The following is a 26,210-nucleotide window of genomic DNA, read 5'->3' on the forward strand; positions in this document are numbered from 1 at the left end:
GTACTCCCAGGGTCCCTCCGCGGCGCCCCGGCCGCGAGGCGGAGGCGGAGTGCGGCGACCGCCGGGTGTTCCTACCCTGGATGCCAGACCCCGGAGGACGCGATGACCGCTCAGCCCGACCCGCATCTGGCCATGATCCGCGACGTGGCGCCCCGGACCCCGCAGGGCTGCGAGGAGTGCATGCGCCTGGGCTCCCCCTGGGTCCATCTGCGGCTCTGCCTCAGCTGCGGCCACGTCGGCTGCTGCGACTCCTCCCCGCTGCGGCACGCCCGCGCGCACGCCGCGAGCGAGGAGCACCCCATCGTGCGCTCCTTCGAACCCGGCGAGGACTGGCGCTGGTGCTTCGTCCACGACGCCCTGGTCTGAGCCCGCAGACGTGGGTCGCCGACCATCCCACCACCTGGACAACGCGCTGCGCCATACCCAACGTTGGGGATACCGGGCCCCGGGCACCTCGTTCGACCATGGTCGGGCATCACGGCGACGGGGGGCGGCAGTGGACCACGGACGAAGACCGGCTCGGCACGGGGGAGACGGTGGCGCGGCGGGGCGCGGGGTGCTGGAGGGCGCGTTCTCGCTGCTGGAGGCGCTGGCGCGGGTGGAAGAAGGGGGACTGAGCGAGCTGGCCGCCACCGCGGGGCTGCCCAAGACCACCGTGCACCGCATGCTGGACCAGCTCGTGGCGCTGGACGCGGTGGAGCGCCGGTCGGGCCGGTACCGCATGGGACCGGCGATCGTCCGCCTCGGACGGGCCTGGAGCCCCGAGCGGCCGCTGCACACGGCCGCCACCGGGCCGCTGCGGCATCTTGCCGCGGCCACTCGCGCCAGCGTCAGCGTGTCGGTGCCCGGCACCGGCAGCCCACTGGTGGTGGCCGCGCTGCCCGGCGAAGTGGACGACGTCTTCCCGCTGCGGGCCGGTGCGGTCCTGCCGCCCGGAAGCGCCGCCGAAGTGGTATTGGCGGCGGCCGGACCGGCCACGGCCCCGCCCGAGGGCCAGTGCGCCCCGCAGTGGCAGCGCCGGATCGAGGTGGCGCGCGAGCAGGGCACGGCCCTCGACCACTACGAGGCCGACGTGCTGGTGGCCTGTCTGGCGGCGCCCGTCCGCGCCCCGTCGGGAAAGGTCGTCGCCGCGCTCGCGGTGTCCGTCCTCGACCGCCGCCGGCTCGCCGACGCGGGCGAACCCCTGCGCCGCGCGGCCCGTATGATCGGCGCGAATCTGGCGCGCATGCCGCAGGCGTGGCAGCTCTGAGGAACGGGCTCCGCCGCGGAAAACCGTCCGGGCCCGGCCCCGGGCCGTGTTTCCATGACGCGGTGAAGAGCGAGAAAACCGAACCGCCACGCCCGGTCCCGTACGTCCGCGCCCGAACGGATCGCGACCTGGACGCCTGCGTCCGCGCGCTCGCCGCCGTCCACGAGCGCGACGGCTACCCGGTGAACTGGCCCGACCGCCCCGCCGACTGGCTCGCACAGCCGTCGCTCCTGTCGGCCTGGGTGGCGGAGCTGGACGGCCGAGTCGCCGGGCACATCGGTCTGTCGCTCAGCGGTACGGGGGACGTGGCACCCGGTCTGTGGAGCGCCCGCGCGGGGGTGGGCCCCGATGCGACCGCCGTGGTCAGCCGTCTGTTCGTCGCCCCCGAGGCGCGCGGGCACGGGATCGGCCGGCTGCTGCTGGCCCGGGCGGTGAGTGAGGCCCGGGCCCGCGGTCTGCATCCGGTGCTCGACGTGGTGGCCTCCGACACCGCGGCGACGGCGCTGTACGAACGGCTCGGCTGGGAGCTGCTGGCCGAGGTCGAGCAGGAGTGGGGACCCCGGCAGACCGTGGCCGTCCGCTGCTACGCGGCGGGCGGCTGACGGTGCCGGGGACCCGCCCGAGCTCAGCCCGCCGCGTGCGTCTCGCGCAGGAAGTCGACGAGTACGCGGTTCACCTCGTCCGGGCGCTCCAGGTTGGGGAGATGGCCCGCCCACGGGAGTTCGAGGTGGCGGGCGTCGGCGAGCAGACCGGTGAGGTGGACGGCGATCTGCCGGAAGTCCGCGAAGTCGTGGTCGCCGGAGACGAGCAGGGCGGGGGCCTTGATCGCGGAGAGGTCGGGCTCGACCTTGATCTGGCCGAACTCCTCCTCGGCGGCCAGCTGGACGTCGAAGGCGTTGCGCTGCATCAGGCGCACCAGCTCCCGGGCAGCCCCGTCGGCCTCGGGGCCCACCCAGGCGTCCACGTTGAGGTCGGTCGCCCCGGCGATGTCACCGGACTCGATCAGCGCGTCCTCGCGGTCGCCGAACGCCTCCAGTTCGGCGGTGGGCTCGTGCCCGGCGAGCGCGGTGCAGAGCAGTGCCAGCGCGGTGACCCGCCCCGGCCAGCGGGCCGCGATCTCCAGCGCGACCCGGCCGCCGCCGGACGCCGCGACCACCGCCGTGCGCTCGATGCCGAGCACGTCCAGCAGGGCGACGACGTCCTCCGCGTTGTTGTACGGCCGGTCGGGCATGGGCGTCTCGCCGAAGCCGCGGAAGTCGCAGCGCACCACCTGGTAGCCGGCGCCGACGAGGGCCGGCACCTGGGGGTCCCACATCCGTCGGTCGCAGACGGTGGAGTGGAGCAGGAGCACCGCGGGGCCGGTTCCGGCCACATCATGGGAAAGAGTCACCGCGTGACAGTAAACGATCACACTCGCGCCGTACACCCCAGTTTCCCGGCTGCACGGGAGTCGGCCGGGTGCTGTGCCTCCGAACCGTCGGCTGCCGTCGGCAGCGTGGCGACGGGCCACCAGAAGTCGTCCCGGGTGCCGTCCTCGGTGGCTGCGTCGATCTCCGGCTGTTCGCCGGTCAGGCGTCGAGTCATATGGGCAAGTGTGGTCGGTGAGACGCCAGTTGAGGAGTCGATTTCTAGAACAGTTTTCTACAGATTGCTGCGCTAGGGTTGCCGTCATGGCAGACAGCATCCCCACCGGACAGGCCCTAGCCCCACGGGGCGGGCACGCCACGCACCGAGCGGGGCGGGGTCATGTCGCCTAGGCAGCAGCGCGGTGAGGCGACCGTCGACCGCCTGCTGACGTCCGCGTTGCGGGTGTTCGCCGAGTCGGGCCAGCAGGGATTCACGGTCAGCGCCGTCACCCGCGCCAGCGGGGTCAGCCTCGGCAGCCTCTACCACCACTTCGGCAGCTTCGACGGTCTCGCCGCCGCTCTCTACACCCGGTGCATGGAGCAGCTCTTCGACGAGATGACCGCCGTGCTCACCCGGGCCCGCACCGCCCGCACCGGCATCCGCGCGCTCGTCCAGTGCTATCTGCGCTTCACCGAAGAGCACCCGGACGTCGCGCTCTTCCTGCACGCCTCCGCCTACTCCGGCTACCTCGCCGCCCACGCCGACGAGATCCGCCGGGTCAAGGCGATCAAGCTGGCCGCCATCGCCGCCTGGCTGGGCCCCCGCGTCGAGGCCGGCGAGATTGCGCCGCTCCCCTCGCCCCTGATCGACGTCCTCATCCTCGGGCCCCCGGCCGAAACCGCACGCCGCTGGCTGTCCAGCACGTACGACATCGACCTCGCGCAGGCGTACCGGATCCTGCCCGACCGGGTCTGGCGCTCGCTTCAGCCGGACTGACCGGACGGGATCCGGGCGGGGGCCGGGGCGGCGGGGGCCGCCGCTCGGCCCGCGCCCCTGAGCGTCGCGGGCCCCATCGCGTACGAGGCCACCAGGATCATCCCGCCGAGCAGCAGCCATCCCGGGCTGCCCCAGTCCACCAGGAGTGCGGTCAGCAGCAGCGGGCCCAGCGTGCGGGCGACGGTGACGCCCGTGCCGAACAGGCCCTGGTACTCGCCGATCCGGTCGGCCGGTGCCAGGTCGAAGCCGATCTGCCAGGAGCCCGCCGAGTGCAGCATCTCGGCGACGACCAGGAGCACCGATCCCGCGACGAGCGCCGCGGCGGCCACCCACGGTCGGTCGCCCGCGGCTGACAGGGCGAAGACCGCGCAGGCCGACAGCATCACCGCGCCGGAACGGCGCACCGCCCGCACGGCGGTCGCGAGTCCGTGGACGCTCCGGGCCGTTCGCACCTGGAAGAGCATCACCGCACCGGTGTTGAGCACGAACAGCGCCGAGACCAGCCAGGCCGGTGCGGCCGTGCGCTGAGTGATCCACAGCGGAATCCCCAGGCTGAGCAGCGGCATCCGCAGGAGCAGCACGGTGTTGAGGAGCGCGACGACGACGTACGGGCGGTCCTTGAGGACCGTCGGCCCACCGCGCCCGCCCGTGGGCGACGGCGCGGGCGCGACCCGGGGGAGCCGTGCGAGGAGCAGTGCGCACACCAGGAAGCTCGCCGCGTCCAGGGCGAAGACCGTGAGGTACGCGCCGGTCGTGCCGGAGTGCAGGGCCACGCCCCCGAGCGCCGCGCCCACGGCGAGCCCCGCGTTGAGCGTGGCCTGAAGACGCGCCAGTGTCGCCGTGCGTTCCGCTTCGGCCACAAGCCCGGCGAGGAGTGACTGACGGGCCGCCGACAGCCCCGACTGGGCCGTCGCGTAAAGGATGGCGGCCAGGAGGAACGGCACGAAGGAGCGGACGACCAGGAACGACGCCACCGCCGCGCCGGTCGCCAGGGCGAGGAGCACCGCCGTCCCCCGGGGCCCGCGCCGGTCCGCGAGCCGTCCGAGCGGTACGCCCGCCACCGAGCCGACCGCCCAGGCGAGCGTCAGCCCGAGGCCGATGCGCGCCGGGGCGAGGCCGACGACGCGGGTGAAGTACAGGGCGGAGGTGACGAGGTAGGCGCCGTCGCCGACGGAATTGGTCAGTTGGGCCAGCGCGAGAAGGCGCCGGGGTCCTGCGGGGGACACCGATCTGGTCGTCATGTACGGGACACTATGGCCCCGGTGGCCCCTCCTTCTGGTCCATTCCGGGCGGGTGTGAGTGGGCCATTTTTCGCGTGCCGATGGCGTCCGCGCTTCCGTACCGCCTCGGGATCGCCGAACATGCGTTCCTCGTAGCGCGCGAGGGCGAGCAGCGCGCCCAGCATCAGGGGCGGGATCAGAACGGCCACGATGACCACGACGACTCCTCACGGGCGGACGGGTCTGCTGGACCGCGTAGCCCCGGACGCGCGTCGAAAACATCGAGTTGCCCCCGAGCCGCGCTCAGCCCGTGCCGAACGCCCGGCCGGTCGCCTCCGCCAGGCCCGGCACCGGGTCCTGTCGGTGAATGCCGTGGCCCGTGTGCCGTGCGGTCCATGTGGCCGGATGTCCGGCGGTCGGAGATGCTCGGTCAAGAGACGGCAGACGGTCGGGGCATCCGCGCGCGGTGCGATGGGAAGGGAGCGCACGCCATGCGACACGGTCCTGCGGACCCCGCGAGAAGGCGCCGATCGAGCCCGTGGGTGCGCGATGACGTCCGTGGGGCCTGACGGCGACGACGGCCACGAGCCGGAGCGGTCGGCCTCCGCAGGGGCGGGGCCGACGGGCGAGCGTGTCCGGGGGGTGAGCAAAAAGGGCGTGGGCGGCCGGTCCTGGTTCGTCGTCGGCTTCTCGCTGGGCCTGGGAGCGACACTGGCGTGGCTGACGGTGCGGACCGTCCTGGAGGTCGGCAGCCTGCTCACACTGCTGCTGCTCGCCGTGTTCCTCGCGCTCGCCCTCGAACCCGTCGTCGTGTGGCTCACCCGCTGCCGGATGAGCCGGGGCTGGGCCGTCGCGGTCGTCCTGGTCCTGCTGCTCGCGCTGTTCGCCGGGTTCCTGGCGCTGGTCGTCCCGCCCGCCGCCGACGAGATCAACGCGCTGGTGAAGGCGGTGCCCGGCTGGCTGCGGGACCTGCACGACCACAACTCCACGCTGGGCCGGTTCGAGGACCGCTACCACCTCGTGGACAAGGTCAAGCGGCAGTTCTCCTCCGGCGGGGCGGCCGGGCTCGCCGGCGGGCTGCTGGGTGCCGGGAAGTTCGTGATCGGCGCGGTCACCTCGGCCGCCATCGTCATCGTCGTGACGGTGTACGTGATGGCCTTCCTGCCCGGGCTCAAACGGTTCTGTCTGCGCTTCGTGGCCGCCCGCAAACGCCCGCACGCCCAGGAGGTCACCGACGAGATCCTCAACCGGGTGGGGCGCTACATGCTCGGCAACGTGGCCACCTCGGTGATCGCCGGTGCGGCCACCTTCGTCTGGTGCGCGGTCACCGGCGTGCCCTACCCCGCGGCGCTCGGCGTCTTCATCGCGCTGATGGACCTCGTCCCCATCGTCGGCACCACCATCGGCGGCATCGTCGTCAGCCTGGTGGCCCTGTCGGTGTCCCTGCCGGTCGCCCTCGCCACGGCGGGCTTCTACGTCGGGTTCCGGCTGGCCGAGGACTATCTCATCGTGCCCCGGGTCATGAGGTTCGCCGTCGACGTCCACCCGCTCGTCACGGTCGTGGGCGTGCTCATCGGCGGGGCGCTGCTCGGTGTCATCGGCGCCCTGGTCGCCATCCCGGCCGCCGTCGCCATCGGCATCGTTCTGGACGAGCACGTCTTCTCCAGGACGGACGCGTCCTGACGCGCCTGCCGTACGAGGGGAACGCCCTCGTACGGCAGGCGCGGGGATTCACGCGGAAGGCGCGGCTAGATACCGAAGGGTGCCGCGTAACGGACGGTGCCGCTCGGCAGCGGGTGGGCCGGGTCCAGGGCCAGGGCCATCACGGCCTCGTCCGGGACGTCGATGGTCAGTCCGATGCCGTGCGCGGAGGCGCGGGTGAAGCCGAACCGCGGGTAGTACGCGGGGTGTCCGAGGACGGTCACGTAGCGCTCGCCCAGGCCCGCGGCCGCCTCCAGTGCGGCGCGGACCGCGGCCGAACCGGCCCCGCTCCTCTGGTACTCGGGCAGTACGGCGACGGGGGCCAGACACAGGGCCGGGGTGTCGCCGATGTGGCAGCGGGTCAGCAGGGCGTGGCCGACCGGGCGGCCGTCCTCGTCGGTGCTGACGAGGGAGAGGCCGTCGATCCAGGCGGAGTCGGCGCGCAGGGCGTCGACGAGGACGGCCTCCAGCGGCGTCTCGAAGGCCGCGAGGTTGACGGTACGGATGGCGGGGATGTCGGCGCCGGTCTCGGCGCGCGTGGTCCAGTGGTCGCGTGTACGCATGACGGGATGAGGATCCGTTTCATGGTGGGTTCGTGTGGGAGAACACCTCGCGAGCTCACGCTCTCGGCGAGGCGGGGGTGACTGGGTCAGACCGTCGCCCGGGACGTGAGGGCGGTCCGGGCGCTGCTCTTCGCAGTGGCCTTGAGCGCGGTCATCAGCCCCACCTCCCTTTCATCCTCAATCCGAAACGACACGAACCCTTGAAACGTACCACATTGCCGGGAAAACGCCCTTGGATTTCATGGTCGCCCCGCACGTTCGCTAGCTGGTCGGCGACGGCGACGGCGGGGGAGCGGCCGGGGCGAGGGGCGCGCGGGCCGCCGGTCGGGGGCGGCCGAGGTACCGCTCGGCGGCGTGCACCGCTTCGCGCGCGGTGCGCTCTCCCATCAGCACGCAGAGCGTGTAGGCGGTGTCCTCGAAGCGCCTGCGCAGGGCGGGCTCATGGGGCTGTGCCAGGACCGCGCGCTCGTGCGCCCGGTAGTGCGAGAGCAGCCGTACGAGTGTGTGTTTGTCGGGCAGCAGCATCATGTCCTCCTGCACATGGGCGGGCCCCGGCCCACCCATCCTGACGGGGTCCGGGGACCTGCGCGAGCCGTATTACTGCGCTCCGTGACGACCTGCTGGAAGGGGCCCGGCGAAGTGGCTCCGCCGGGCCCCGCGCGCCGGGAGCCGCTTACTTCCCGACGGCGTTCTCGGCCTTCTCGTTCTTTGCGTTCACGGTAATCACGCCCTGATCTTTCGGTACCGCATTTCACCACCGGTACCAGCGGCTTCGCCGCCCACCACCTGCGGCCGGACGTGCGACGAAACCCACGAGCCACAGGACCAGGACGACAAGGGCGACCCACCACAGAACCTGGAGCGCGAAACCGGCGCCGAAGAGAAGCAGCGCGAGCAGCAGAACGACAAGCAGGGGAACCATGCTATGCACCTCCACAAAACCGAGTTCCCCTGCCGGGCCGCGTCATGCACGGCGAATTCCGGACAGGGTCGGGCGCGGACAATTCCGGGCGGGGGAGATCCGTTCATGGTTTACCGTCCCCGGGTCTATGGGGACCGGCCGTCGCCGCGTCCGTGACGTCCGGAAACACTTTCGGGCCCAGCGGTCCGAGGTCGATGTTGAGGTCTTCCGGGCGGAGCCCGAACTTCGACCTCAGCTCGTCCATCCGGTCCTCCAGGAGCATCGACGTGAGCCCGATGCGCTCCTCCTGCTCGCCCGTGAGCTCGCCGGTCTCGACCCGGCGCAGGGCCTGGCGTTCCATCAGCTGACGGAGCAGTTCCACCACGGTCAGGACCAGCCGGGCGAGATCGCGCTCCACGGTGTCGGCGTCGAGCTCCACGCGCCGCCACCCGCTCATGCGCCCTCCCAAAGCGGCCGTACGGGCCTGGCGGCAGCGCGGGCCCGCCGCTCTCGAACGGCGAGGGGACCTCCGCGCTCACCGAGCTGACCAGCGCGTTCAGGTCGATCCGGACCAGGTCCACGTCTGCGATGCGCAGGGTGAGGCCGCCCGCGAGGAGCCGGTCGAGCAGGTCGACGAGGGCCAGCACCCGGTCGGCCGTGACGGACAGCCTGGGGTCGAGCTCGGGCAGCAGCCGGTCGGCGATGTCGAGCAGGATCCAGCGCGCCGGTTCGCGCCGGTCGAGGGCGTCGGTGAACAGCTTTCCGTGCGCGGCCACTTCGGTGCCGGTATAGCCGCCGCCGACCACCACGAAGGTGCGCCGCGCGGTCCGCTCCCGAGGGGTGTCGGTGCCCTGTGCGGCCAGCTCCATCTGCCGGGTGACGTGGTCGCGCAGATACAGCGCCTCCGGCATCCCCCGGAAGCCGTGCGCGTGCTCGGTGACCCCGGGCACCGGAAGCAGCTTGTTGACGCTGCCGACGGCGAGCACCAGCCGGTCGTACGCCAGCTCGCCCGGCACCCCCTCCGGCCCCGTGCAGTACACCGTCGAGGCGTCCAGATCGACCCGCCCGGCCTCACCGAGGACGAGCCGCACCCCGGGCAGCGTCCCGGTCAGCGAGACGGTGACCCGGCGCGGCTCCAGGATCCCGGCGGCGACCTGGGGCAGCAGTGGGAGGTAGAGGAAGTAGTCCGTGGGGTTGAGCAGCGTGATCCGGGCGCGGCCGCGCATACGGCGGGAGAGGGTGCGGGCGGCTTGGTACCCGGCGAACCCGGCCCCCACGACGACGATGCGGGGATGGTCCGGAGCAGGGGTGGTCACGTTCGGCTCCCGATGGCTGGGGGCAGGCGGACAGGGTTCCCGCGTGCCCTTGGCGGGCGGGGCCAAACACGGGGCGGTCCGCCGGGAACCCCGGCCCCGGATCTTCCGTCTGCCGGGGTGCGGGAGTCGGTTCGCGGGTCGGAGGGTGCGGTGGAACGGGGGAGCGGGGCGGCCCGGCGTACCGTGCTGATGGGTGTGGCGCTGGGTGTTCCGCTCGCGCTGAGCGGGTGCGGCGCGGAGGACGGCGCCGAGTCTGCGTCAGCCTCCGGGGCCGACACCATCATCATGATCATCCGGCACGGCGAGAAGCCCGGCGGCGGCGAGCGGGGCCGGGACGAGAGCGGTCAGCGGGACAAGAAGTCGCTGACCGAACGCGGCTGGCAGCGGGCGAACGCCCTGCCCCGGCTGTTCGTCGCGGCCCCCGGACGGGCGGCCCCGCCGCTGCCTCGGCCCGCCACCCTCTTCGCGGCGGCGGACACGGGACCGCACGCCGGTGCGCACCGGATGCGCCAGACCGTCGCGCCCCTGGCCGAGGCGCTGCACGAGCGCGTGGACGTCTCGATCGCGGAGGGCCGGGAAAGCGCCCTGGCCACCGCCGCGCTGGCGGCCCCGGCCCCGGTCCTGATCTGCTGGGAGCACTCCAGGATCCCGGACATCGTACGGGCGCTGGGCGCGACGGCCTCCGGGGCCCCGGAGGCGTGGCCCGAACGGTTCGACCTCGTCTGGGTGTTCACGCGGCGGGCGGGCAAGTGGTCGTTCCGGGCGGTGGGGCAGCGTCTGCTGGCGGGGGACGCCTGAGCCCGCTCAGAACTCGGAGTTGGCGAACCAGCGATCGAGCAGCTCCGCGTCCCCGCTCGTCTCCACCGACCCGGCCGAGCGGTCGAGGCGGCCGTAGACGAGCAGCAGGAGGTCGGCGGCGGTTCCCCGGACGGTCGCGTCGGCGGCCGTGCCGGCGCCGTCCGGGACGACGCCGAAGCCGTCGGGGCGCAGCTGTACGAGCCATTCGCCGTCACTGTCCGCGCACGCGAACCGGATGTGCTGGACGGATCCGGCGCCGCGCAGCTGGGCGACCTTGGGCGCGAAGAACGTGGCGAAGGGGAGGTTGACCAGGAACTCGTCGACCCCGTCCCGGGCGAGCGCGCGGTCGATCCCGGAGCTCAGGCCAAGCGTCCGCTCCGCGTCGACGCGGTGCACCAGGGTCTCGAACAGCATCCGGCGCACCCAGAAGCGGGCATGGCCGTCCGCGCCCCAGACCCACATCGGCGCGTCGAGGTCGGTGCTCGCGAAGGCCTGAGCCGCCTCGGCCGCGCCCGCCGCCAGCCAGTCGGCGTAGCCGTCCTCCCGCTCCGGCAGCCGCAGGTCCACGTCGCGGCTCTTGGGCCGCTCCTGTACGCGGGCGCGCACCAGCGCCGTGAACATGCGCTGCGCGCCGCCCGTGTGCTTGATCAGGTCGACGAGGGTCCAGCCCGGGCAGGTGGGCACGGCGAGCGTCAGGTCGGCGCCCTTGACCAGGCCCGCGAACCGGGCGCTCTCCGCGGCGACGGCCGTCCGGTGGTCGAGCGGTTCGGCAGTGTTCATGGTGTCGCGCCTCCTGGCAGGCCGGTTCCTCGTCAGTGGCAGCGTGTCACAGCCGCTCCGGCCGAGGGGAGGCGGGCGGGGCCGGGGCGGCCCTCACTCCGCGGCGGCACTCGCCAGCACCGCATCGACCACCGCGCTGTCGCCCGGCTCGGGCGACTCGGTGACGCCGAGCAGGAAGGCCGAGCGGTCGCCGCCCTGCGTGACGATGGTCAGGCGCATCCGGCCCGCCCTGCCGGTGTCGTCGTGCACGTTCAGCGCCACCGTGTACGCGGGACGCCCGCTCACCGTCGTGGCCCTGGACTCCTCCACCGTCGACTTGCCGTCCGGGTAGAAGAACTCCGCGTTGGACCGGGCCGCCGTCTCCGTCCGCTGCCTCAGGGCCGACTCGTCGATGCCCCTGCCGCGCCCGGCGAGCACGGCGGCGCCGCCCTGGCCGCCGGACCCCTTCGTGGTGATCGAGGAGGTGAAGGCCTGGATCAGGTCCTTGCCGTCGTTGCGCTTCCAGCCCTCGGGTACGGCGTACGAGAGCCCGGCCGAGTCGTCCGTCACGCGCGGCCGCCCGGCCAGCGGGGAGCTGTCCTCGTCCCGGGTCAGCCACCACACCGCCGCCCCGGCGGCGAGCACCAGGACCAGCGCCGAGACGGCGCCGACGATCCAGGCGCGCCGAGCACGCGGGCGTCCGGGCCGGTGGGAAGGCGCGGGGGGAAGGGGCGAGGGACTGACGGAGGGCGGTGTTGTCATGGCCCCAGCTTCCGGTGCGGGGCCGGGCGCGGACCTGAGCGGTCGTACTCAGTCCGGTACTCACAGGTACTCATCCGCACGCACACGGCCATCCGTGGGCACACCAGTTCCCTCCGCCCGTTTCGGCCCGCCGCGACCAGGGGAAGTAACCCCGCCATGACCACACTTGGCGCCGTCTTCCGCCCGCAGAACGCTCCCGAACGCCTCCGCTCCGTCGCCCTCGCCGCCGAATCCGCCGGTCTGGAACAGCTCTGGCTCTGGGAGGACTGCTTCCTGGAGAGCGGCATCGCCAGTGCGGCGGCGGCCCTCGCGTGGACCGAGCGGCTGCACGTGGGCGTCGGGCTGCTGCCGGTGCCGCTGCGCAATGTGGCGCTGACCGCGATGGAGAGCGCGACGCTGCACCGGCTCTTCCCCGGCCGCGTCACCCTGGCCGTGGGGCACGGGGTGCAGGACTGGATGGAGCAGATCGGGGCGCGGGCCGAGTCGCCGCTGACGCTGCTGCGGGAACACCTCGGGGCGCTGCGCGCACTGTTGGGCGGGGAGAGCGTCACCGTCGCCGGACGCCATGTGCGGCTCGATGGGGTCGCCCTCGACTATCCGCCGCACGGGCCCGCCCCGGTGCTGTCCGGCGCGACCGGTCCGCGCACCCTGCGCCTGTCCGGCGAGGCGTCCGACGGAAGCGTCCTGGTGGCGGGCACCGGCCCGGACGGGGTGCGCCGGGCCCGTACGCTCGTCGACGAGGGCCGGGCCGCGGCCGCCCGCACCGACCACCACCCGCTGGTCGTCTATCTGCTCGCTGCCACCGGCCCGGACGCCGCCGCGCGGGTGCGTGCGGAGCTCGCGGCGAAGAAGGGCGGGGACGGGTTCGGTGTGGCCGGGGACGCCGCCGCCGTCGCGGAAGCGGTGCGGCGGCTCGCCGAGGCCGGGGCGGACAGCGTCATCCTCGAACCCACCGCCGACGAGCCGGACACCGAGGCGTTCGTCCGGTTCACCGCCGAGGAGGTCCGCCCGCTGGTGCCCTGACCCTCAGCCGATGGCCGACGGCACGAGGGCGAACCCGGAGCCCTCGCGCCGGACCTCGACCAGACCGGCCCCGGCGAAGTGCGCCGGGACGACCAACTCCCGCTCGGTGGCGGCCCGTTCGAGGATACGGCGACGGCTCGCGACCGCCTGCTCCGCGTCGAGGCAGAAGCCGCTGTTGCAGGACGGGTCGAGGATCTGCACCGGGCTGTGCAGCAGGTCCCCCACGAAGACCGCCCGGTCGGTCCCGGAGGCGAGCCGCAGGACGGACGAGCCGGGGGTGTGGCCGGGCGCGGACTCCAGGGTGAGGTGTTCGTCGATGCGGTACGAGCCGTCCCACAGCACGGACTGCCCGGCCCGGTGCACCGGCGCCACGCTGTCCTCGTAGAGCAGCCGGTCGTCCCGGCGGACGCCGTTCGCGTACGCGTTGTCCGGTCCGAAGTGGAAGTCGTCGGCGGCCGGGAGGAGATAGCGGGCGTTGGGGAACGTGGGCACCCACTCCCCGTCCGTGTCCCTGGTGTTCCAGCCGACGTGGTCGCTGTGGATGTGCGTGTTGACGACGACGTCCACGTCCTCGGGGCGCACCCCGGCCCGTGCCAGGGCGCCGAGGAAGTCGCCCTGCCAGTGGTGGAAGTGCGGCGAGTCGGGCCGCTCGCGCCCGTTGCCCACCCCGGTGTCGACCAGGACGGTTCGTCCGCCGCTGCGCAGCACCCACGTCTGGAGCGCGAGCACCGCCGTGTCGCTCCCCGGCTCCCAGTGGTCGGGCGCCAGCCAGTCCTCGTTGTCCTTCCACACCTCGCCGCCGGCCTCCGGGACGAGGCCGCGGGCGGGCGCGAACGGCCCCTGCCACTCCACGACCCGGGTGACCTCGACGTCCCCCAGGGTGATGCTCTGTTCGCTCTCCATGTTCATGTCTTCGACCGTACGGTGGAGTGAGTGAGCTCCTCAATGCTTGTTCGCCTCAAACAGATACGCGTACGTCTCATCGTCGGCCCACGAGATACGCTGCCGGGGTGGACGTGGTGAGCGATGCGATCTCGGCCGTACGGATCGGACGGCCCTCCTCCAACCGGGTGCGGGCGAGCGGGAGCTGGTGCACCCGCCTCGCCCCGTACGACGGAGCCGGTTTCCACATTGTCCTTGAGGGCTCCTGCTGGCTGCTTCCCGACGGCGGTGCGCCGGTCGCGCTCGGCGTGGGTGACGCGGTGCTGCTGCCGCACGGCGCGGGGCACGTGCTCGCGGACTCCGCCGCCGACGCGGAGGCCGTGGCGCGGGCGCTGCCGTTCGACGACTGGTCCGGTGACGGGTATCCGTCCTCGGATCCCCCGCCTGCCACCGCCGATGCGGCGCGACTCCACGTGCTCTGCGGGAAGTACCGGCTCGACCACAGCCGCGTCCACCCGCTCATGGCGGAGCTGCCGCAGGTCGTCCATCTGCCGCACCGCGTGGGCCGCCACCCCGAACTCCGCGCCGCCATCGACCTGCTGGGCGTCGAGCTCGGCGGCCCGCGCCCCGGCGCGGGCATCGCGGTCCCCAGCCTGCTCGACCTCCTGCTCGTCTATATGATCCGGGCCTGGATGAGCGAGAGCACGGCCGGAGCGTGGCCGGCCGCGCTGGGCGACCCGGTGGTGGCTTCCGCCCTGCGCGCGCTGCACGCGGACCCGGCAGCTCCGTGGACCAACGACCGGCTGGCCACCGAGGCCGGTGTCTCCCGCCCCACCCTGGCCCGACGGTTCACCGCGCTGGTGGGCCGCCCGCCGATGGCGTACCTCACCTGGTGGCGGCTGACCCGCGCCGCGACCCTGCTCCGCGACACCACCGACCCGCTGGCCGCCATCGCCGCCCGGATCGGCTACGGCACCCCGTACGCCTTCTCCCACGCCTTCAGCAGGGAGTTCGGCACCACCCCCGGCCGCTACCGGGAAGGCCATCAGGGAGATCGCGCCCGCGGACCGGCCTAGCCGGGGCAGCATGGTGGCGTGCCGATACGCAGACCAACGCCACCGCAGCCCGCCCCGGTCGACGACCCCCTCCTGGAGCAGGCCCTCACCGACCTCGACTGGTACGCGCGGACACGCGACCGGGCCCGGTGGTGGCACTGGACCACCGAGCTCGGCGCGCTGCTCACCGGCGCCGCCACCGTCGTCGCGGCGGGCATCCAGGCACCCCCCGCGGCCACCGCCACCCTGGCCGGACTCACCGTCTTCATCGGGGGGTTCCGGCAGGTGTTCAACCACGCCGAGCGCCATGTGCTCTCCGCGGAGGCCTGGTCGAGGCTGCGGCTGGCCATCCGGCGCTACCGGCTGATCCCGGAGGGGGAGCGGGACGAGGCCGTCCGCCGGCGGCTCCAGGAGGAGATCGAGGACGTGGCGACCACCGAGCTGCAGAACTGGGCCGCGGGCCGCCGCGGACTGCGGCCGGGACCGGTGCCGGGAAACCAGCTGCCGCAGTGACCGGCTCCGGGGGGCGCCACACTCCCCCCGGAGCCACCGGAACGGCTCAGGCGACCTGCCACTGCTGGTACGTCGAGCCGTTGGCCGTCTGCTGGGTGACCGGGGCGCCGTCGGTGCCGGACGCGGTGGTCAGCAGGAGCGCGCTGTTCTTGTTGGCGACCGTGTAGCGGCCCGCGCCCAGGCCGGTGAACTGCCAGCGCTGGCTGTCGCGGCCGGTGCAGGTCGCCTGGACGACGGCGGCGCCCGCGGTGGTGGCGCTCCCGGCCACGTCCGCGCAGAGCTTGGAGGCGCCGTTCACCATGGTGTAGCTGCCGTCGCCGTTGAGGGTCAGCTGCCACTGCTGGTTGGGCCCGCCGTGCGGGGTCCAGGTGATCAGCTGGGTGCCGGACGTGCCGGAGCTCGCCGGGTCGTCGAGCGCCTTGCCGCCCGCCGTGAGGGTCCGGGTGCCGCTCAACTGGCCGCCGTACGCCTCGAACTCGTACAGCGAGTACCCGTACGAGGTGCCCCGCTGGGTGGCGTACAGGCGGAGGTAGCGCCCGGAGCCGGAGAGCCCGGTGAGGTCCTGCACACCGCCGGTGCCGCTGGTGGTGGAGTAGAGCGTGCGCCAGGTCGTGGCGTCGTCGGAGAGCTGGATCTGGAAGGCCTTGCCGTACGCGGCCTCCCAGCGCAGCACCACGCGGTTGACGTTCTGCGTGGAGCCGAGGTCGACCTGGAGCCACTGCGGGTCGCTGTACGCGCTGGACCAGCGGGTGGCGCCGTCGCCGTCGGTGGCCGAGGCGGGCGGGAAGTTGACGGTCTCGGTGCTGGAGGCGGTGGTGGGGCGGTTGCGGGCGAGGTTGCCGGGCTGGGCCAGGCCGGGCCAGGCGGGGTTGTGGCCGACGGCCGCGACGATCGGGGTGAACGAGGCGTAACCGCCCGTCGGCTTCGGGGACCCCCAGGTCTGCTGGGCCAGGCCGCGCAGCGGGTACATGATGCCGCCCGCGATCTGGTCCTCGGTCTCGGCGTTGGGGTTGTCGCACCACACGTGGATCAGCGAGCCCGGGTTCTTGGTGGGATCGGTGAGGGTGTTGTTGCCCTGGAACAGGTCCGGGGTCCACGTCTCGTACATCCACTTGGTGTCGGGTTTGGCGCCCCCGAGGACGTAATAGGTGGGTGTCCAGGACTCGTTGGCCACGGTGTGCCCGGCCGCCGTCAGCTGCTGCGGGGTGAGGCCGTAGTTGTACCAGTACTCGACGACGATGTCCGCGTTCGGGGTGACGGTGCCGTCACCGGACTTGATGCCGTCGTTCCACATACGGGTGGTCTTTCCGCCCGCCCGGACCAGCGCGTCGGCCCAGTTGACGTATCCGTAGTAGGTGTCCTTGGCGGTGGCGTTCGCGCCGTAGTGGGCGCGGGCGTAGCTGAGCAGCTGGGGGTAGCTGCTGTAGTCGGTGACGTACTCGTCCGCGCCGATGTGCCAGTAGCGGGCGGGGAAGAGCGGCAGGTATTCGTTGATCAGGTCCTTGATCAGGGTGTACGTGCCGGGCAGCGAGAGGTCGATGAACTCGGCGCTGGCCGTGCCGGAGCTGTTCTTGAGCTTGAGCTCGGGGTGGGCGGCCAGGACCGCGTTCATGTGCCCGGGGGTGTCGATCTCCGGGACGATGGTGACGTGGTACTTCTGCCCGAGCGCCACCAGGTCGGCGATGTCCTGCTTGGTGTAGTGGTCGGCGGAGACGATCTCCGGGTGGGTGGAGCTTTCGAGCCGGAAGCCGAACGTGTCCGACAGGTGGAAGTGGAAGTAGTTGAGCTTGAGGTAGGCCAGCTCCTTGATGTGCTGCCGGACCCAGGCGACGGTGAAGAACTTCCGGCCCTGGTCGATCATGAGGCCGCGCTCGGGCTTGGTGGGCCAGTCCACGGCCGTCCCGGCGGGCACCGAGGCGGACTGGTGCAGCAGCTGGAGGAGTGTGCGGGTGCCGTAGAAGGCGCCGGTGTCGGTGGCCGCCTGGATGGCGACGGTCTGGCCGACGGTCATCCGGTAGCCCTCGGTGGGCAGTGTGCCGTCGCCGAGGGTGAGCCCGATGTCGCCGGTGGCGGGCGTCCCGGTGACGACGGCCACGGTCCGCCCGGTCTGCGCGGCCAGGTCGTCGGCCAACGTGGCGGCCTCGTCCGAAAGTTGGGCCGTGTAGGCGGGGTCGACGGCGATCCGGCTGGTGGCGGTGAAGGTGTACGTGCCGGAGCCGGCCGTCCACTGCCGCAGCGCCGGAACGGTCTGCGGGGGCCCGGCGGCCGCCCGGGCGGGCGCGGCGGCGACGCCGGGCAGGGCGAGTGCGGCCAGCGCGCAGACCGCGGCGATCAGGAATCTGAGCAGTCGCATGGCGTATCCCTGGTCATGGAAGGGGGCAGGGGGCGTGCGAGGTGAGTGGCGCCAGTGCAGCGCAGTGCCGCGTGCATGTCAAGAGATGCTCGAAACTCCGCGGTATCGCGCGTGATTGAGCAGGGCGAGGGCTTCCGCGGCGGTGTCCGCGCACGAAAACCCAAGAAGCGACGACGAAAACACATGTACTCCCGGCCGTCACCGGCAGTGGGATCGGGCCACCGCTCCTCCTCGGAGAGAAAGGACGACGACCTGTGTCACGCCTGCGAAGAGCCCTCGCGGCAGCGGCCGCGGCCATCCCCCTGCTAGCCGGCGTCGTACTGGCTCCGGAACCGGCGTCGGCGGCCGCGTCCGACGCCACGTACACGATCTCGATCGGGTCGGTGAACTCCTACAAGTACCCGACCGACACCCCGGCCGCCTCCTACGTCGACAAGGACGGCACGTTCTACTTCCAGCAGTCCGCCGCGCTGTACGGCGCGAGCGAGCCCCGGTACTGGGACTTCTACACCGGTACGGACTTCGACGACGCCACCCGGTCGAGTGCGATCAGCAACGCCGTGAACCCGGCCAACTCCAGTGACAGGAACAACGACACCACCTGGCGCTGCAACAACAGCCCCACCGGCGTGACGGCGACGTCCGCCGGGCCGGGCTCGGGCTACTCCCAGAAGAACTTCTGCGACCTGGTCGGGGTGTGGGTCGACCCGGACACGGGGGACTGGTACGGCCTGGTGCACAACGAGTTCACCCCGCAGCCCTTCGGCGACGGCCTGCACTACGACGCCATCGACTACGCGGTCTCCAAGAACCAGGGCAAGGTGTGGACGATCCTGGGCCACGCCATCACCTCGCCGTACAGCACCGCCCGCAACGACTCGACGGCCTTCCCCCAGCAGACGTACAACTACGGCGACGGCGACCAGCGGCTGTTCGTCGACCCGGCGTCGGGCTACTTCTACGTCTACTACGGTTCGCGGGTCGTCCCCAAGGGCGGCACCGGCGGCAGCACGGGCGGGCTGGCGCACGTCGCACGGGCTCCGATCTCGTCGAAGATGGCGAGCGGCTCCTGGTCGAAGTGGTACGACGGCGCCTGGTCGCAGCCCGGTGTGGGCGGCCTGGAGAGCAACATGGTGCCGGCGACCCCGTCCAATCCGACCGGCTACACACCCGTGGCCGGCGACTACGACCCCGCCAACGGCGGAACCGTCGACCAGCAGGTCGCGGCGGGCGAACTCCCCGCCAAGTCGGACCTGTTCATCATGAACATCGCCTACGACGCCCACCTCGGCCTCTACATCGGCGAGCCCGAGGTCGTCTCGGGGACGGCGCCCCAGCGCTTCTACGTGACCGACGACCTGTCGACGCAGAAGTGGCGGCTGATCGGGGACTCGGGCGGCTACACCTCCGGCTCCTGGTACCGCTGGATGGTGGACGCCGCGAACCGGACGAACTCGACGATCGTCGGCAAGACCTTCCGGTCGTACTGCTCCATCGCCTGCGCCCGCTCCGACGGCGAGTACGCCGAGGTCACCGTGGGCTCGTCCGCGCCCGCCGCCCCGCCCGTCGACCCTACGAAGACCTATCGCATCGGCAGCGGATCCGGCCGTGTGCTCGCCCAGACCACCGGCGGCTCGACGGTCACGTCTCTGGCCGCCGCCACCGGGTCGAACCTCGAAGCGTGGGCCTTCACGGGCAACGGCGACGGCTCGTACCGGATCACCAACGCGGCCACCGGGAACCTGCTGGGCGTCGACTCGGCCATGAAGGCCGGGCGTGCCTGGGCGGCCGAACCGTCCGCCACCGCGCCCGGAACCGGCGGTCCCACGGTCGGGCAGCAGTGGTTCATCGTCCCGGAGGTGTCCTCCAGAGGTGCGCGCAGCGGCGCGTACCGGCTGGTCAACCGCTACAGCGGACTGGTGCTCGGCATGTCGTCGGAGACCGCCCGCCTCGCCGAGACCACGCCGACCCGCACCTGGACCAACACGACGGGCAGCGGCGTCGGCGGCTCGCGCACGGCCGCCGAGCAGACGCTGACCCTGACCGCGACCGGCTCGGCCCCGGCGAACCTGAACGGCCCGCACACCGTCTCCGTGTCCGGCAAGGGACTCGACGACCCCAACTGGTCCAAGGCGACCGGGGTCCAGCTGGTCACCTGGTCGCTCAACGGCGGGTCCAACCAGACCTGGAGCTTCACCCAGCAGCCCGACGGCTCGTACACGCTCGTCAACGCCTACTCGAACCTGTGCGCCGACGACGACGGCGGGCTCACCGCACCGGGCACGGCGGTGATCCAGTGGACGTGCACCGGCGGCGCGAACCAGCACTGGAAGGTCACCCGACTCGCCTCGGGCGCCTACACGATCGCCAACGCGCACAGCGGACTGCTGCTGACGACGTCGTCGGGCTCCGACGGCGGCCTGGTGACGCAGCAGGCCGACTCCCACAGCGCGCTCCAGCAGTGGACGATCAGCTGACGGGTCCGCGACCGGCCGCGCACCTCAGCTCTGTGCGGCCGTGAAGACCCCCGCGCGTGCGGCGGCGGCCGCGGCCTCGGCGGCGCGGTCCGCCGCCGCCTCGTCGAGCGGGGTGGCGGTGGTCAGGAGGCGGTAGTAGAGGGGGGCCGAGACCGCGCGGATCACTTCGCGGGTGTCGGTCCCCTCCGTCAATTCCCCTCGTTCGACGGCCTGTTGGACGCACGGTGCCCATTCGTCGACGCGCGTCTCGTAGAAGCGGTGCAGGGCGGCGGCCGTCTGGCCGTCGCAGGTCGCGGCGGCGATCACCGCCTTGAAGAGGGGGCCCTGGCGGGCGTCGGCCAGGGTGCGCTGGACGAGCCGGGCGTTGGCGCGCAGATCGCCCAGGAGCGTCCCGGTCTCGGTGCGCGGCAGCGACTGCTCGGCCATGTCCGCGAGCAGGTCGGCGACGAGACCGGCCGGAGTGCCCCAGCGCCGGTAGACCGTGGTCTTGCCTACCTCGGCGCGGCGGGCCACATCGGCGAGGTCCAGTTGGGAGAGGCCGCCCTCCGCGAGTGCGTCACCGGCGGCGCCGAGCACCGCGGCCCGTACGCGAGCGGTCCGGCCGCCGGGCCGGACGGTCCCTGGATCCGCGTCTCCGGAAGTCATAACGGGTCTCCTGTTCCATTAGCGAGTGATGCTCTGCTACGTTGTGGACACATCCTAACGGAACCGCAGAACCGTTAGTGGTCGCCATCCGGCGGCCGCACGGGCTGTGCACGGAGAGGAATCTGTCATGGAATACAGGCGGCTGGGCGCGTCGGGGCTGATGGTTCCGGCGCTGAGCTTCGGGGCCGGGACGTTCGGCGGGCGCGGGGAGCTCTTCGGCGCCTGGGGCGACACCGACGCGGAGCAGGCGCGCCGGCTGGTGGACATCTGTCTGGAGGCCGGGGTCACCATGTTCGACACCGCCGACGTGTACTCCGCCGGCGCCTCGGAGGAGGTGCTCGGCGCGGCGATCAAGGGGCGGCGCGACGAGGTGATCATCTCCACCAAGGCCGGACTGCCGATGGGTGACGGACCCGGCGACGCGGGCACCTCCCGCTCGCGCCTCATCCGCAGCGTCGAGGACGCGCTGCGCCGCCTCGGCACCGACTACATCGACCTCTTCCAGCTGCACGCCTTCGACGCGGGCACCCCGATCGAGGAGGTCATGTCCACGCTCGACGACCTCGTACGGGCCGGAAAGATCCGCTACACCGGCGTCTCCAACTTCTCCGGCTGGCAGCTGATGAAGTCGCAGGCCACGGCGGACCGGTACGGCTACCAGCGCTATGCGGCGCACCAGGTGTACTACTCCCTCGTGGGCCGCGACTACGAGTGGGAGCTGATGCCGCTCGCGGCCGACCAGGGCGTCGGCGCGGTGGTGTGGAGCCCGCTCGGCTGGGGCCGGCTCACCGGCAAGATCCGCCGCGGGCAGCCGCTGCCGGAGCAGAGCCGGCTGCACGCCACCGCCGACTACGGCCCACCCGTCGAGGACGAGCTGCTCTACCGGGTGGTCGACACGCTCGACGAGCTGGCGGAGGACACCGGCAGGACGATCCCGCAGATCGCCCTCAACTGGCTGCTGCGCCGCCCCACCGTCTCCTCGGTCATCATCGGCGCCCGCAACGAGGAGCAGCTCCGGCAGAACCTCGGCGCGCTCGGCTGGGCCCTGACGGCCGAGCAGGTCGCGCGCCTCGACGCCGCGAGCGGCCGGACCGCGCCCTATCCGTACTACCCGTACGAGCGCCAGGAGGGGTTCGCCCGGCTCAACCCGCCGATGACGGGCGGGGTGGGTGTCGGGGAGGCGTGACCCGCCGGGGATCAGGCGGTGTACTCCGGGATGTTCGCCTCGGCCCAGGCGGCGAGGACGCGGGCGCAGTCGGCCACCGACTCGCGCCACGTCCTGGCCGCGCCCTCGCCCGCCTCGTCGCTGACGTGCTTGACGATGCGGAGGGGGACCCCGGCCCGCTGCGCGACGGACGCGAGCGCGTAGCCCTCCATGTCGACGAGGTGGGCGCGCAGCGCCAGCCGGGCGCGCGCTTCCTCGTCCGCGATGAACGAGTCGCCGGTCGCCAGCGTCGGACCGCCCTGGTCGGACACGTCGAGCGGCGGGCCGTACACCTCGCCGGTCAGCGCGGCCAGTACGTCACTGTCCAGGTCGTGCTGGAGCACCGAGCCGATGACATGGGTGCCCGTCCACCCCGGGCGCAGCGCCCCGGCGGTCCCCAGATTCACGATCCGGGAGGGGTGCGGCCCGCGCCCCAGGACGGCGGCCAGCGCGCCCGCCGCGTTCACCTTGCCCATGCCGGTGAGCAGGACGGGCAGATCCGTGTCGAGGAACTGCGCCTCTTCCTTGACGGCCAGCACGAGCAGCGGGCGGTCGGTGGCGATGTGTCCTGAGAGCTCCATGGGGACCAGGGTATTTCCGCGCGCTCGTCGTCCCGGCGGCGGGTCGGCAAAGGAATGGCCGCGGGTCCCCGCGCCAGGTCGTGTGAATGCCGGGGCGCCGTCCGCGAGCGTCCCCGTCATTGGGGGCGACGCCGCTGCCCGGAGCTGGTTAGATCGAGCCGGGCGCGATCCCGGCGTAGAGCGCGAAAAGCGGTCCGCATGGCAGGCTCCGCACGGCAGAGGGAGACACGATGGGCACGGCCAGGAGGACGGGCGCGCGGTCGCAGGCGCCGCAGGGCGGCGAGAGCCACGATCTGCTCCGGGTGCACGGGGCGCGCGTGAACAACCTCAAGGACGTCAGCGTCGAGATCCCCAAGCGCAGGCTCACGGTGTTCACCGGCGTCTCCGGCTCCGGCAAGAGCTCGCTGGTGTTCGACACGATCGCCGCGGAGTCGCAGCGGCTGATCAACGAGACGTACAGCGCCTTCGTCCAGGGCTTCATGCCCACGCTGGCGCGGCCCGAGGTCGACGTCCTCGAAGGGCTGACCACCGCGATCGTCGTCGACCAGCAGCGGATGGGCGGCGACCCCCGCTCCACCGTGGGCACCGCCACCGACGCCAACGCGATGCTGCGCATCCTCTTCAGCCGGCTCGGGCAGCCGCACATCGGCTCGCCCAACGCGTTCGCCTTCAACGTCCCCTCGGTCCGGGCGAGCGGCGCGATCACGGTCGATCGCGGTGCCGGCCGGACCAAGGCCGTGCAGGCGACCTTCAACCGCACCGGCGGCATGTGTACGCGCTGCGAGGGCCGCGGCTCGGTCTCCGACATCGACCTCACCCAGCTCTACGACGAATCCAAGTCGCTCGCCGAGGGCGCGATCACCGTCCCGGGTTATACGGGCGGCGGCTGGAACTCCCGGCTCTACGCCGAGTCGGGCTTCGCCGACCCGCAGAAGCCGATCCGCACGTACACGAAGAAGGAACTGCACGACTTCCTCTACCGCGAGCCGACCAGGATGAAGATCGCGGGCATCAACATGACCTACGAGGGTCTGGTCCCGCGGATCCAGAAGTCGATGCTCTCCAAGGACCGGGACGCGATGCAGCCGCACATCCGGGAGTTCGTGGACCGGGCGGTCACCTTCACCGCCTGCCCCGAGTGCGGCGGCACCCGGCTCAGCGAGGCGGCCCGGTCGTCGAAGATCGAGGGGATCAGCATCGCCGACGCCTGCGCGATGCAGACCAGCGACCTGGCCGCATGGGTCCGGGACCTCGACGAGCCCTCGGTGGCACCGCTCCTGGCGACCCTGCGACGCACCCTCGACTCGTTCGTGGAGATCGGTCTCGGCTACCTCTCCCTCGACCGGCCGTCGGGCACGCTGTCGGGCGGCGAGGCCCAGCGCGTCAAGATGATCCGCCACCTCGGCTCCTCGCTCACCGACGTCACGTACGTATTCGACGAGCCCACCACGGGTCTGCACCCCCATGACATCCAGCGGATGAACGACCTGCTGCTGCGGCTGCGCGACAAGGGCAACACGGTGCTCGTGGTGGAGCACAAGCCGCAGACGATCGCGATCGCCGACCACGTCGTCGACCTCGGCCCCGGCGCGGGTACGGCGGGCGGCACCGTCTGCTTCGAGGGCACCGTCGAGGGGCTGCGCGCGGGCGACACCGTCACCGGCCGCCACCTCGACGACAAGGCCGCCCTCAAGGAGAAGGTGCGCACGCCCGGCGGCGTACTGGAGATCCGCGGCGCGACCGCGCACAACCTGCGCGAAGTCGACGTCGACCTGCCGCTGGGGGTGCTCTGCGTCGTCACGGGCGTGGCGGGCTCCGGCAAGAGCTCCCTCGTCCACGGCTCGATCCCGCCCGGCGCGGACGTGGTCCCGGTCGACCAGGGAGCCATCAAGGGATCGCGGCGCAGCAACCCCGCCACGTACACCGGGCTGCTCGACCCGATCCGCAAGGCGTTCGCCAAGGCCAACGGCGTCAAGCCGGCGCTGTTCAGCGCCAACTCCGAGGGCGCCTGCCCCAGTTGCAACGGCGCCGGGGTCATCTACACCGATCTGGCGATGATGGCCGGAGTCGCCACCACCTGTGAGGAGTGCGAGGGGAAGCGGTTCGAGGCGTCGGTCCTCGACCACCACCTCGGCGGCCGCGACATCAGCGAGGTGCTGGCGATGTCGGTGAGCGAGGCGGAGGAGTTCTTCGCCGACGGCGAGGCGCGCACGCCGGCCGCGCACAAGGTCCTCACCCGGCTCTCCGACGTCGGGCTCGGCTACCTCACCCTCGGCCAGCCGCTCACCACCCTGTCCGGCGGCGAGCGGCAGCGGCTCAAACTGGCCACCCACATGGCCGAGAAGGGCGGCGTCTACGTTCTCGACGAGCCGACCACCGGCCTCCACCTCGCCGACGTCGAGCAGTTGCTCGGCCTCCTTGACCGGCTCGTCGACTCCGGCAAGTCGGTCATCGTCGTCGAACACCACCCCGCGGTCATGGCGCACGCCGACTGGATCGTCGACCTCGGCCCCGGCGCCGGCCACGACGGCGGCCGGATCGTCTTCGAGGGCACCCCCGCCGACCTGGTCGCCACCCGCTCCACCCTTACGGGCGAGCACCTGGCGCAGTACGTCGGCGCGTGAACCCGGTCCTCGTGGACACCGTACGCAGGGGCGCTGAGCGGACTTGTGGAAGTCCGGTGCGGTACCGCGCCCCTTCAGGGGCGCGGGGAACTGCGCGACCAGCCACAGACAGCCCGCAGCTGACGAACCCCATTTCCAGCGGAGCGCTTACGTCCTGACGCTCTCGCTCGTGACCAGGCCGATCACCGCCGGAATGCCGCCTTCCGTGAACGCCCGGTGCTGCCGGTCGGCGCCCGTTCCCCGGCGCAGGAGCCGCTGCATCATGGAGTTCACCTCAAGGCCGTCGCCCGACGCCTCCAGGGCGGGGCCGATGTGCCGGGCCAGCTGGCACAGCACGTCGCCGCAGCTGCGCCGCTGTCCGGCGGGGTCGAGGAGGACGCCGTTGAGGCCTTCCCGGGCGGCGCGCCAGGTCGCGGCCTGGAGCAGTTCGAGCGGGCACTCCGGCACGGGGTCGCCGTCCTTGTGCTCGCGGATCGCGGTGGCGACCAGGGCGCGGATGATCCCGGCGAGCATCACCGCCTCGTCGACCCGCACCTGCACGTCGAGACAGCGCACTTCGATGGTGGGGTAGCGCTCGGAGAGGCGCGCGTGCCAGTAGAGCTGTCCGCTGTCGCTGACCGCCCCGGAGGTGATGAGCGCTTCCGTACGGCTCTCGTAGTCGTCGAGGTCGGCGAAGCGCGGCGGGGGTCCGCTGACGGGCCAGCGGCTGAAGACGAGGGTGCGCCAGCTGGCGAACCCCGTGTCGCGGCCGTGCCACAGCGGCGAGTTGGCCGACATGGCGAGCAGGGTGGGCAGCCAGACGCGGATCCGGTTGAGGACGGCGACGCCGACTTCCCGGTCGGGCACTCCGACGTGCACGTGCATGCCGTTGATCAGCTGCTCGTCGACCAACTGCCCCGCGTTCGTCTGCATCGCCAGATAGCGGGGCCGCGGAGTGACCGGGACGGGGCCCGCGCCGTTGACGGGGGCGGCCCCCACGGCGGCGACTCTGCAGCCCACGCGCTCCGCCGCGGTCCCCACCGTGTGCCGCAGGCGCACCAGATGGCCGCCCAGCTCCGCCAGCGCCAGGCAGACCGGGGTCGCCACCTCCACCTGAGCCTGGAGCAGCTCGGCCTGCACCTCCGGCTCCTCGACCGTGTCCGGTCCGGTCAGCGCCCGTACCTCTTCCGAACGGGGCAGGGGCCGGCCGGTCACGGGGTCCACCAGCAAATACTCTTCTTCGACCCCAAAGGTGAGCATGA

Annotated in this window: 26 protein-coding genes and 1 pseudogene; 12 read left to right on the plus strand and 15 right to left on the minus strand. The window is 72.4% G+C overall.

The features are described from left to right. Positions 1 to 102 precede the first annotated feature (102 nt). From QIY60_RS28390 to QIY60_RS28400, 3 genes are all read left to right on the plus strand, one after another. A complete protein-coding gene (locus QIY60_RS28390) occupies positions 103 to 366 on the plus strand; it encodes a UBP-type zinc finger domain-containing protein (protein WP_283145017.1) in 264 nt (87 codons plus the stop codon). Between the two features lie 130 nt (positions 367 to 496). Then, positions 497 to 1,249: a helix-turn-helix domain-containing protein gene (locus tag QIY60_RS28395; protein WP_283145018.1), complete on the plus strand. Its 753-nt coding sequence runs from the start codon at positions 497 to 499 to the stop codon at positions 1,247 to 1,249. Between the two features lie 62 nt (positions 1,250 to 1,311). Beyond that, complete coding sequence (locus QIY60_RS28400; RefSeq protein ID WP_283145019.1) at positions 1,312 to 1,851, plus strand: GNAT family N-acetyltransferase; 540 nt, start codon at positions 1,312 to 1,314, stop codon at positions 1,849 to 1,851. Between the two features lie 23 nt (positions 1,852 to 1,874). Here the strand turns inward: QIY60_RS28400 and QIY60_RS28405 are convergent, their stop codons facing one another. Together QIY60_RS28405 and QIY60_RS28410 are read right to left on the minus strand one after the other, a co-directional pair. Then, positions 1,875 to 2,639, minus strand: coding sequence for an alpha/beta hydrolase (locus tag QIY60_RS28405; RefSeq protein ID WP_283145020.1), 765 nt, complete (start codon positions 2,637 to 2,639; stop codon positions 1,875 to 1,877). 17 nt (positions 2,640 to 2,656) lie between these two features. Beyond that, positions 2,657 to 2,833, minus strand: coding sequence for a hypothetical protein (locus tag QIY60_RS28410; RefSeq protein ID WP_283145021.1), 177 nt, complete (start codon positions 2,831 to 2,833; stop codon positions 2,657 to 2,659). A gap of 162 nt (positions 2,834 to 2,995) precedes the next feature. On the opposite strand from QIY60_RS28410, the gene QIY60_RS28415 reads away from it, so the two are divergent. Further along, positions 2,996 to 3,592 carry a TetR/AcrR family transcriptional regulator gene (locus tag QIY60_RS28415; RefSeq protein WP_283145022.1) on the plus strand — a complete coding sequence of 199 codons (597 nt, stop codon included), beginning with the start codon at positions 2,996 to 2,998 and terminating at the stop codon, positions 3,590 to 3,592. Here the strand turns inward: QIY60_RS28415 and QIY60_RS28420 are convergent. Further along, positions 3,580 to 4,833 (minus strand): MFS transporter, encoded by a 1,254-nt coding sequence (locus QIY60_RS28420; RefSeq protein ID WP_283145023.1) that lies wholly within the window; start codon positions 4,831 to 4,833, stop codon positions 3,580 to 3,582. The two genes, QIY60_RS28415 and QIY60_RS28420, sit on opposite strands and share 13 nt — an antisense overlap. Before the next feature lie 537 nt (positions 4,834 to 5,370). On the opposite strand from QIY60_RS28420, the gene QIY60_RS28425 reads away from it, so the two are divergent. Then, positions 5,371 to 6,495: an AI-2E family transporter gene (locus QIY60_RS28425; RefSeq protein WP_283145024.1), complete on the plus strand. Its 1,125-nt coding sequence runs from the start codon at positions 5,371 to 5,373 to the stop codon at positions 6,493 to 6,495. A 65-nt stretch (positions 6,496 to 6,560) separates the two neighbouring features. On the opposite strand, the gene QIY60_RS28430 is transcribed toward QIY60_RS28425, so the two are convergent. The 5 genes and pseudogenes from QIY60_RS28430 to QIY60_RS28450 form a co-directional block, all read right to left on the minus strand. Continuing rightward, positions 6,561 to 7,076 carry an N-acetyltransferase gene (locus tag QIY60_RS28430; protein WP_283145025.1) on the minus strand — a complete coding sequence of 172 codons (516 nt, stop codon included), beginning with the start codon at positions 7,074 to 7,076 and terminating at the stop codon, positions 6,561 to 6,563. Positions 7,077 to 7,337: 261 nt separating this feature from the next. Further along, positions 7,338 to 7,601: a DUF5133 domain-containing protein gene (locus tag QIY60_RS28435; protein ID WP_283146106.1), complete on the minus strand. Its 264-nt coding sequence runs from the start codon at positions 7,599 to 7,601 to the stop codon at positions 7,338 to 7,340. A gap of 226 nt (positions 7,602 to 7,827) precedes the next feature. Next, the gene (locus tag QIY60_RS28440) at positions 7,828 to 7,998 is read right to left on the minus strand and encodes a hydrophobic protein (RefSeq protein WP_190089222.1); all 171 of its coding nucleotides are present in this window, start codon (positions 7,996 to 7,998) and stop codon (positions 7,828 to 7,830) included. A gap of 103 nt (positions 7,999 to 8,101) precedes the next feature. Continuing rightward, on the minus strand, positions 8,102 to 8,434 hold the full coding sequence (locus QIY60_RS28445) for a gas vesicle protein K (RefSeq protein WP_283146107.1): 333 nt from the start codon (positions 8,432 to 8,434) through the stop codon (positions 8,102 to 8,104). Between the two features lie 184 nt (positions 8,435 to 8,618). Further along, a pseudogene (locus QIY60_RS28450) lies at positions 8,619 to 9,293 on the minus strand (FAD-dependent oxidoreductase); the annotation flags it as partial. 150 nt (positions 9,294 to 9,443) lie between these two features. Between QIY60_RS28450 and QIY60_RS28455 the strand changes: the two are divergent. Then, positions 9,444 to 10,091: a hypothetical protein gene (locus QIY60_RS28455; protein WP_283145026.1), complete on the plus strand. Its 648-nt coding sequence runs from the start codon at positions 9,444 to 9,446 to the stop codon at positions 10,089 to 10,091. A gap of 6 nt (positions 10,092 to 10,097) precedes the next feature. Here the strand turns inward: QIY60_RS28455 and QIY60_RS28460 are convergent, their stop codons facing one another. Together QIY60_RS28460 and QIY60_RS28465 are read right to left on the minus strand one after the other, a co-directional pair. Next, on the minus strand, positions 10,098 to 10,871 hold the full coding sequence (locus tag QIY60_RS28460) for a maleylpyruvate isomerase family mycothiol-dependent enzyme (protein ID WP_283145027.1): 774 nt from the start codon (positions 10,869 to 10,871) through the stop codon (positions 10,098 to 10,100). 93 nt (positions 10,872 to 10,964) lie between these two features. Next, positions 10,965 to 11,612, minus strand: coding sequence for a hypothetical protein (locus QIY60_RS28465; protein ID WP_283145028.1), 648 nt, complete (start codon positions 11,610 to 11,612; stop codon positions 10,965 to 10,967). Positions 11,613 to 11,768: 156 nt separating this feature from the next. Here QIY60_RS28465 and QIY60_RS28470 point away from each other — a divergent pair, with 156 nt between their 5' ends. Then, positions 11,769 to 12,635, plus strand: a complete 867-nt coding sequence (locus QIY60_RS28470; RefSeq protein ID WP_283145029.1) for an LLM class flavin-dependent oxidoreductase — start codon at positions 11,769 to 11,771, stop codon at positions 12,633 to 12,635. A gap of 3 nt (positions 12,636 to 12,638) precedes the next feature. Here QIY60_RS28470 and QIY60_RS28475 read toward each other — a convergent pair whose 3' ends face one another. Then, positions 12,639 to 13,544, minus strand: coding sequence for an MBL fold metallo-hydrolase (locus QIY60_RS28475; RefSeq protein WP_283145030.1), 906 nt, complete (start codon positions 13,542 to 13,544; stop codon positions 12,639 to 12,641). Between the two features lie 101 nt (positions 13,545 to 13,645). Between QIY60_RS28475 and QIY60_RS28480 the strand changes: the two genes are divergently transcribed. Then, positions 13,646 to 14,593, plus strand: a complete 948-nt coding sequence (locus QIY60_RS28480) for an AraC family transcriptional regulator (RefSeq protein WP_283145031.1) — start codon at positions 13,646 to 13,648, stop codon at positions 14,591 to 14,593. A gap of 18 nt (positions 14,594 to 14,611) precedes the next feature. Continuing rightward, the gene (locus tag QIY60_RS28485) at positions 14,612 to 15,085 is read left to right on the plus strand and encodes an SLATT domain-containing protein (protein WP_283145032.1); all 474 of its coding nucleotides are present in this window, start codon (positions 14,612 to 14,614) and stop codon (positions 15,083 to 15,085) included. 46 nt (positions 15,086 to 15,131) lie between these two features. On the opposite strand, the gene QIY60_RS28490 is transcribed toward QIY60_RS28485, so the two are convergent. Continuing rightward, a complete protein-coding gene (locus tag QIY60_RS28490) occupies positions 15,132 to 17,438 on the minus strand; it encodes a family 20 glycosylhydrolase (RefSeq protein ID WP_283145033.1) in 2,307 nt (768 codons plus the stop codon). A 254-nt stretch (positions 17,439 to 17,692) separates the two neighbouring features. On the opposite strand from QIY60_RS28490, the gene QIY60_RS28495 reads away from it, so the two are divergent. Further along, the gene (locus QIY60_RS28495; protein WP_349253960.1) at positions 17,693 to 19,915 is read left to right on the plus strand and encodes an RICIN domain-containing protein; all 2,223 of its coding nucleotides are present in this window, start codon (positions 17,693 to 17,695) and stop codon (positions 19,913 to 19,915) included. A 24-nt stretch (positions 19,916 to 19,939) separates the two neighbouring features. On the opposite strand, the gene QIY60_RS28500 is transcribed toward QIY60_RS28495, so the two are convergent. Then, complete coding sequence (locus tag QIY60_RS28500; RefSeq protein WP_283145034.1) at positions 19,940 to 20,560, minus strand: TetR/AcrR family transcriptional regulator; 621 nt, start codon at positions 20,558 to 20,560, stop codon at positions 19,940 to 19,942. Between the two features lie 127 nt (positions 20,561 to 20,687). Between QIY60_RS28500 and QIY60_RS28505 the strand changes: the two genes are divergently transcribed. Further along, entirely contained in the window at positions 20,688 to 21,746 is a 1,059-nt protein-coding gene (locus tag QIY60_RS28505; protein WP_283145035.1) for an aldo/keto reductase, read from the plus strand. Between the two features lie 11 nt (positions 21,747 to 21,757). On the opposite strand, the gene QIY60_RS28510 is transcribed toward QIY60_RS28505, so the two are convergent. Further along, entirely contained in the window at positions 21,758 to 22,345 is a 588-nt protein-coding gene (locus tag QIY60_RS28510) for a nucleosidase (protein WP_283145036.1), read from the minus strand. Positions 22,346 to 22,575: 230 nt separating this feature from the next. Here QIY60_RS28510 and QIY60_RS28515 point away from each other — a divergent pair, with 230 nt between their 5' ends. After that, positions 22,576 to 24,969: an excinuclease ABC subunit UvrA gene (locus QIY60_RS28515; protein WP_283145037.1), complete on the plus strand. Its 2,394-nt coding sequence runs from the start codon at positions 22,576 to 22,578 to the stop codon at positions 24,967 to 24,969. Between the two features lie 147 nt (positions 24,970 to 25,116). On the opposite strand, the gene QIY60_RS28520 is transcribed toward QIY60_RS28515, so the two are convergent. Continuing rightward, on the minus strand, positions 25,117 to 26,208 hold the full coding sequence (locus QIY60_RS28520; RefSeq protein ID WP_283145038.1) for a glutamate--cysteine ligase: 1,092 nt from the start codon (positions 26,206 to 26,208) through the stop codon (positions 25,117 to 25,119). Positions 26,209 to 26,210: the final 2 nt, after the last annotated feature.

It is taken from the genome of Streptomyces sp. BPTC-684 (assembly GCF_030028635.1).
Taxonomy (GTDB): domain Bacteria; phylum Actinomycetota; class Actinomycetes; order Streptomycetales; family Streptomycetaceae; genus Streptomyces; species Streptomyces noboritoensis.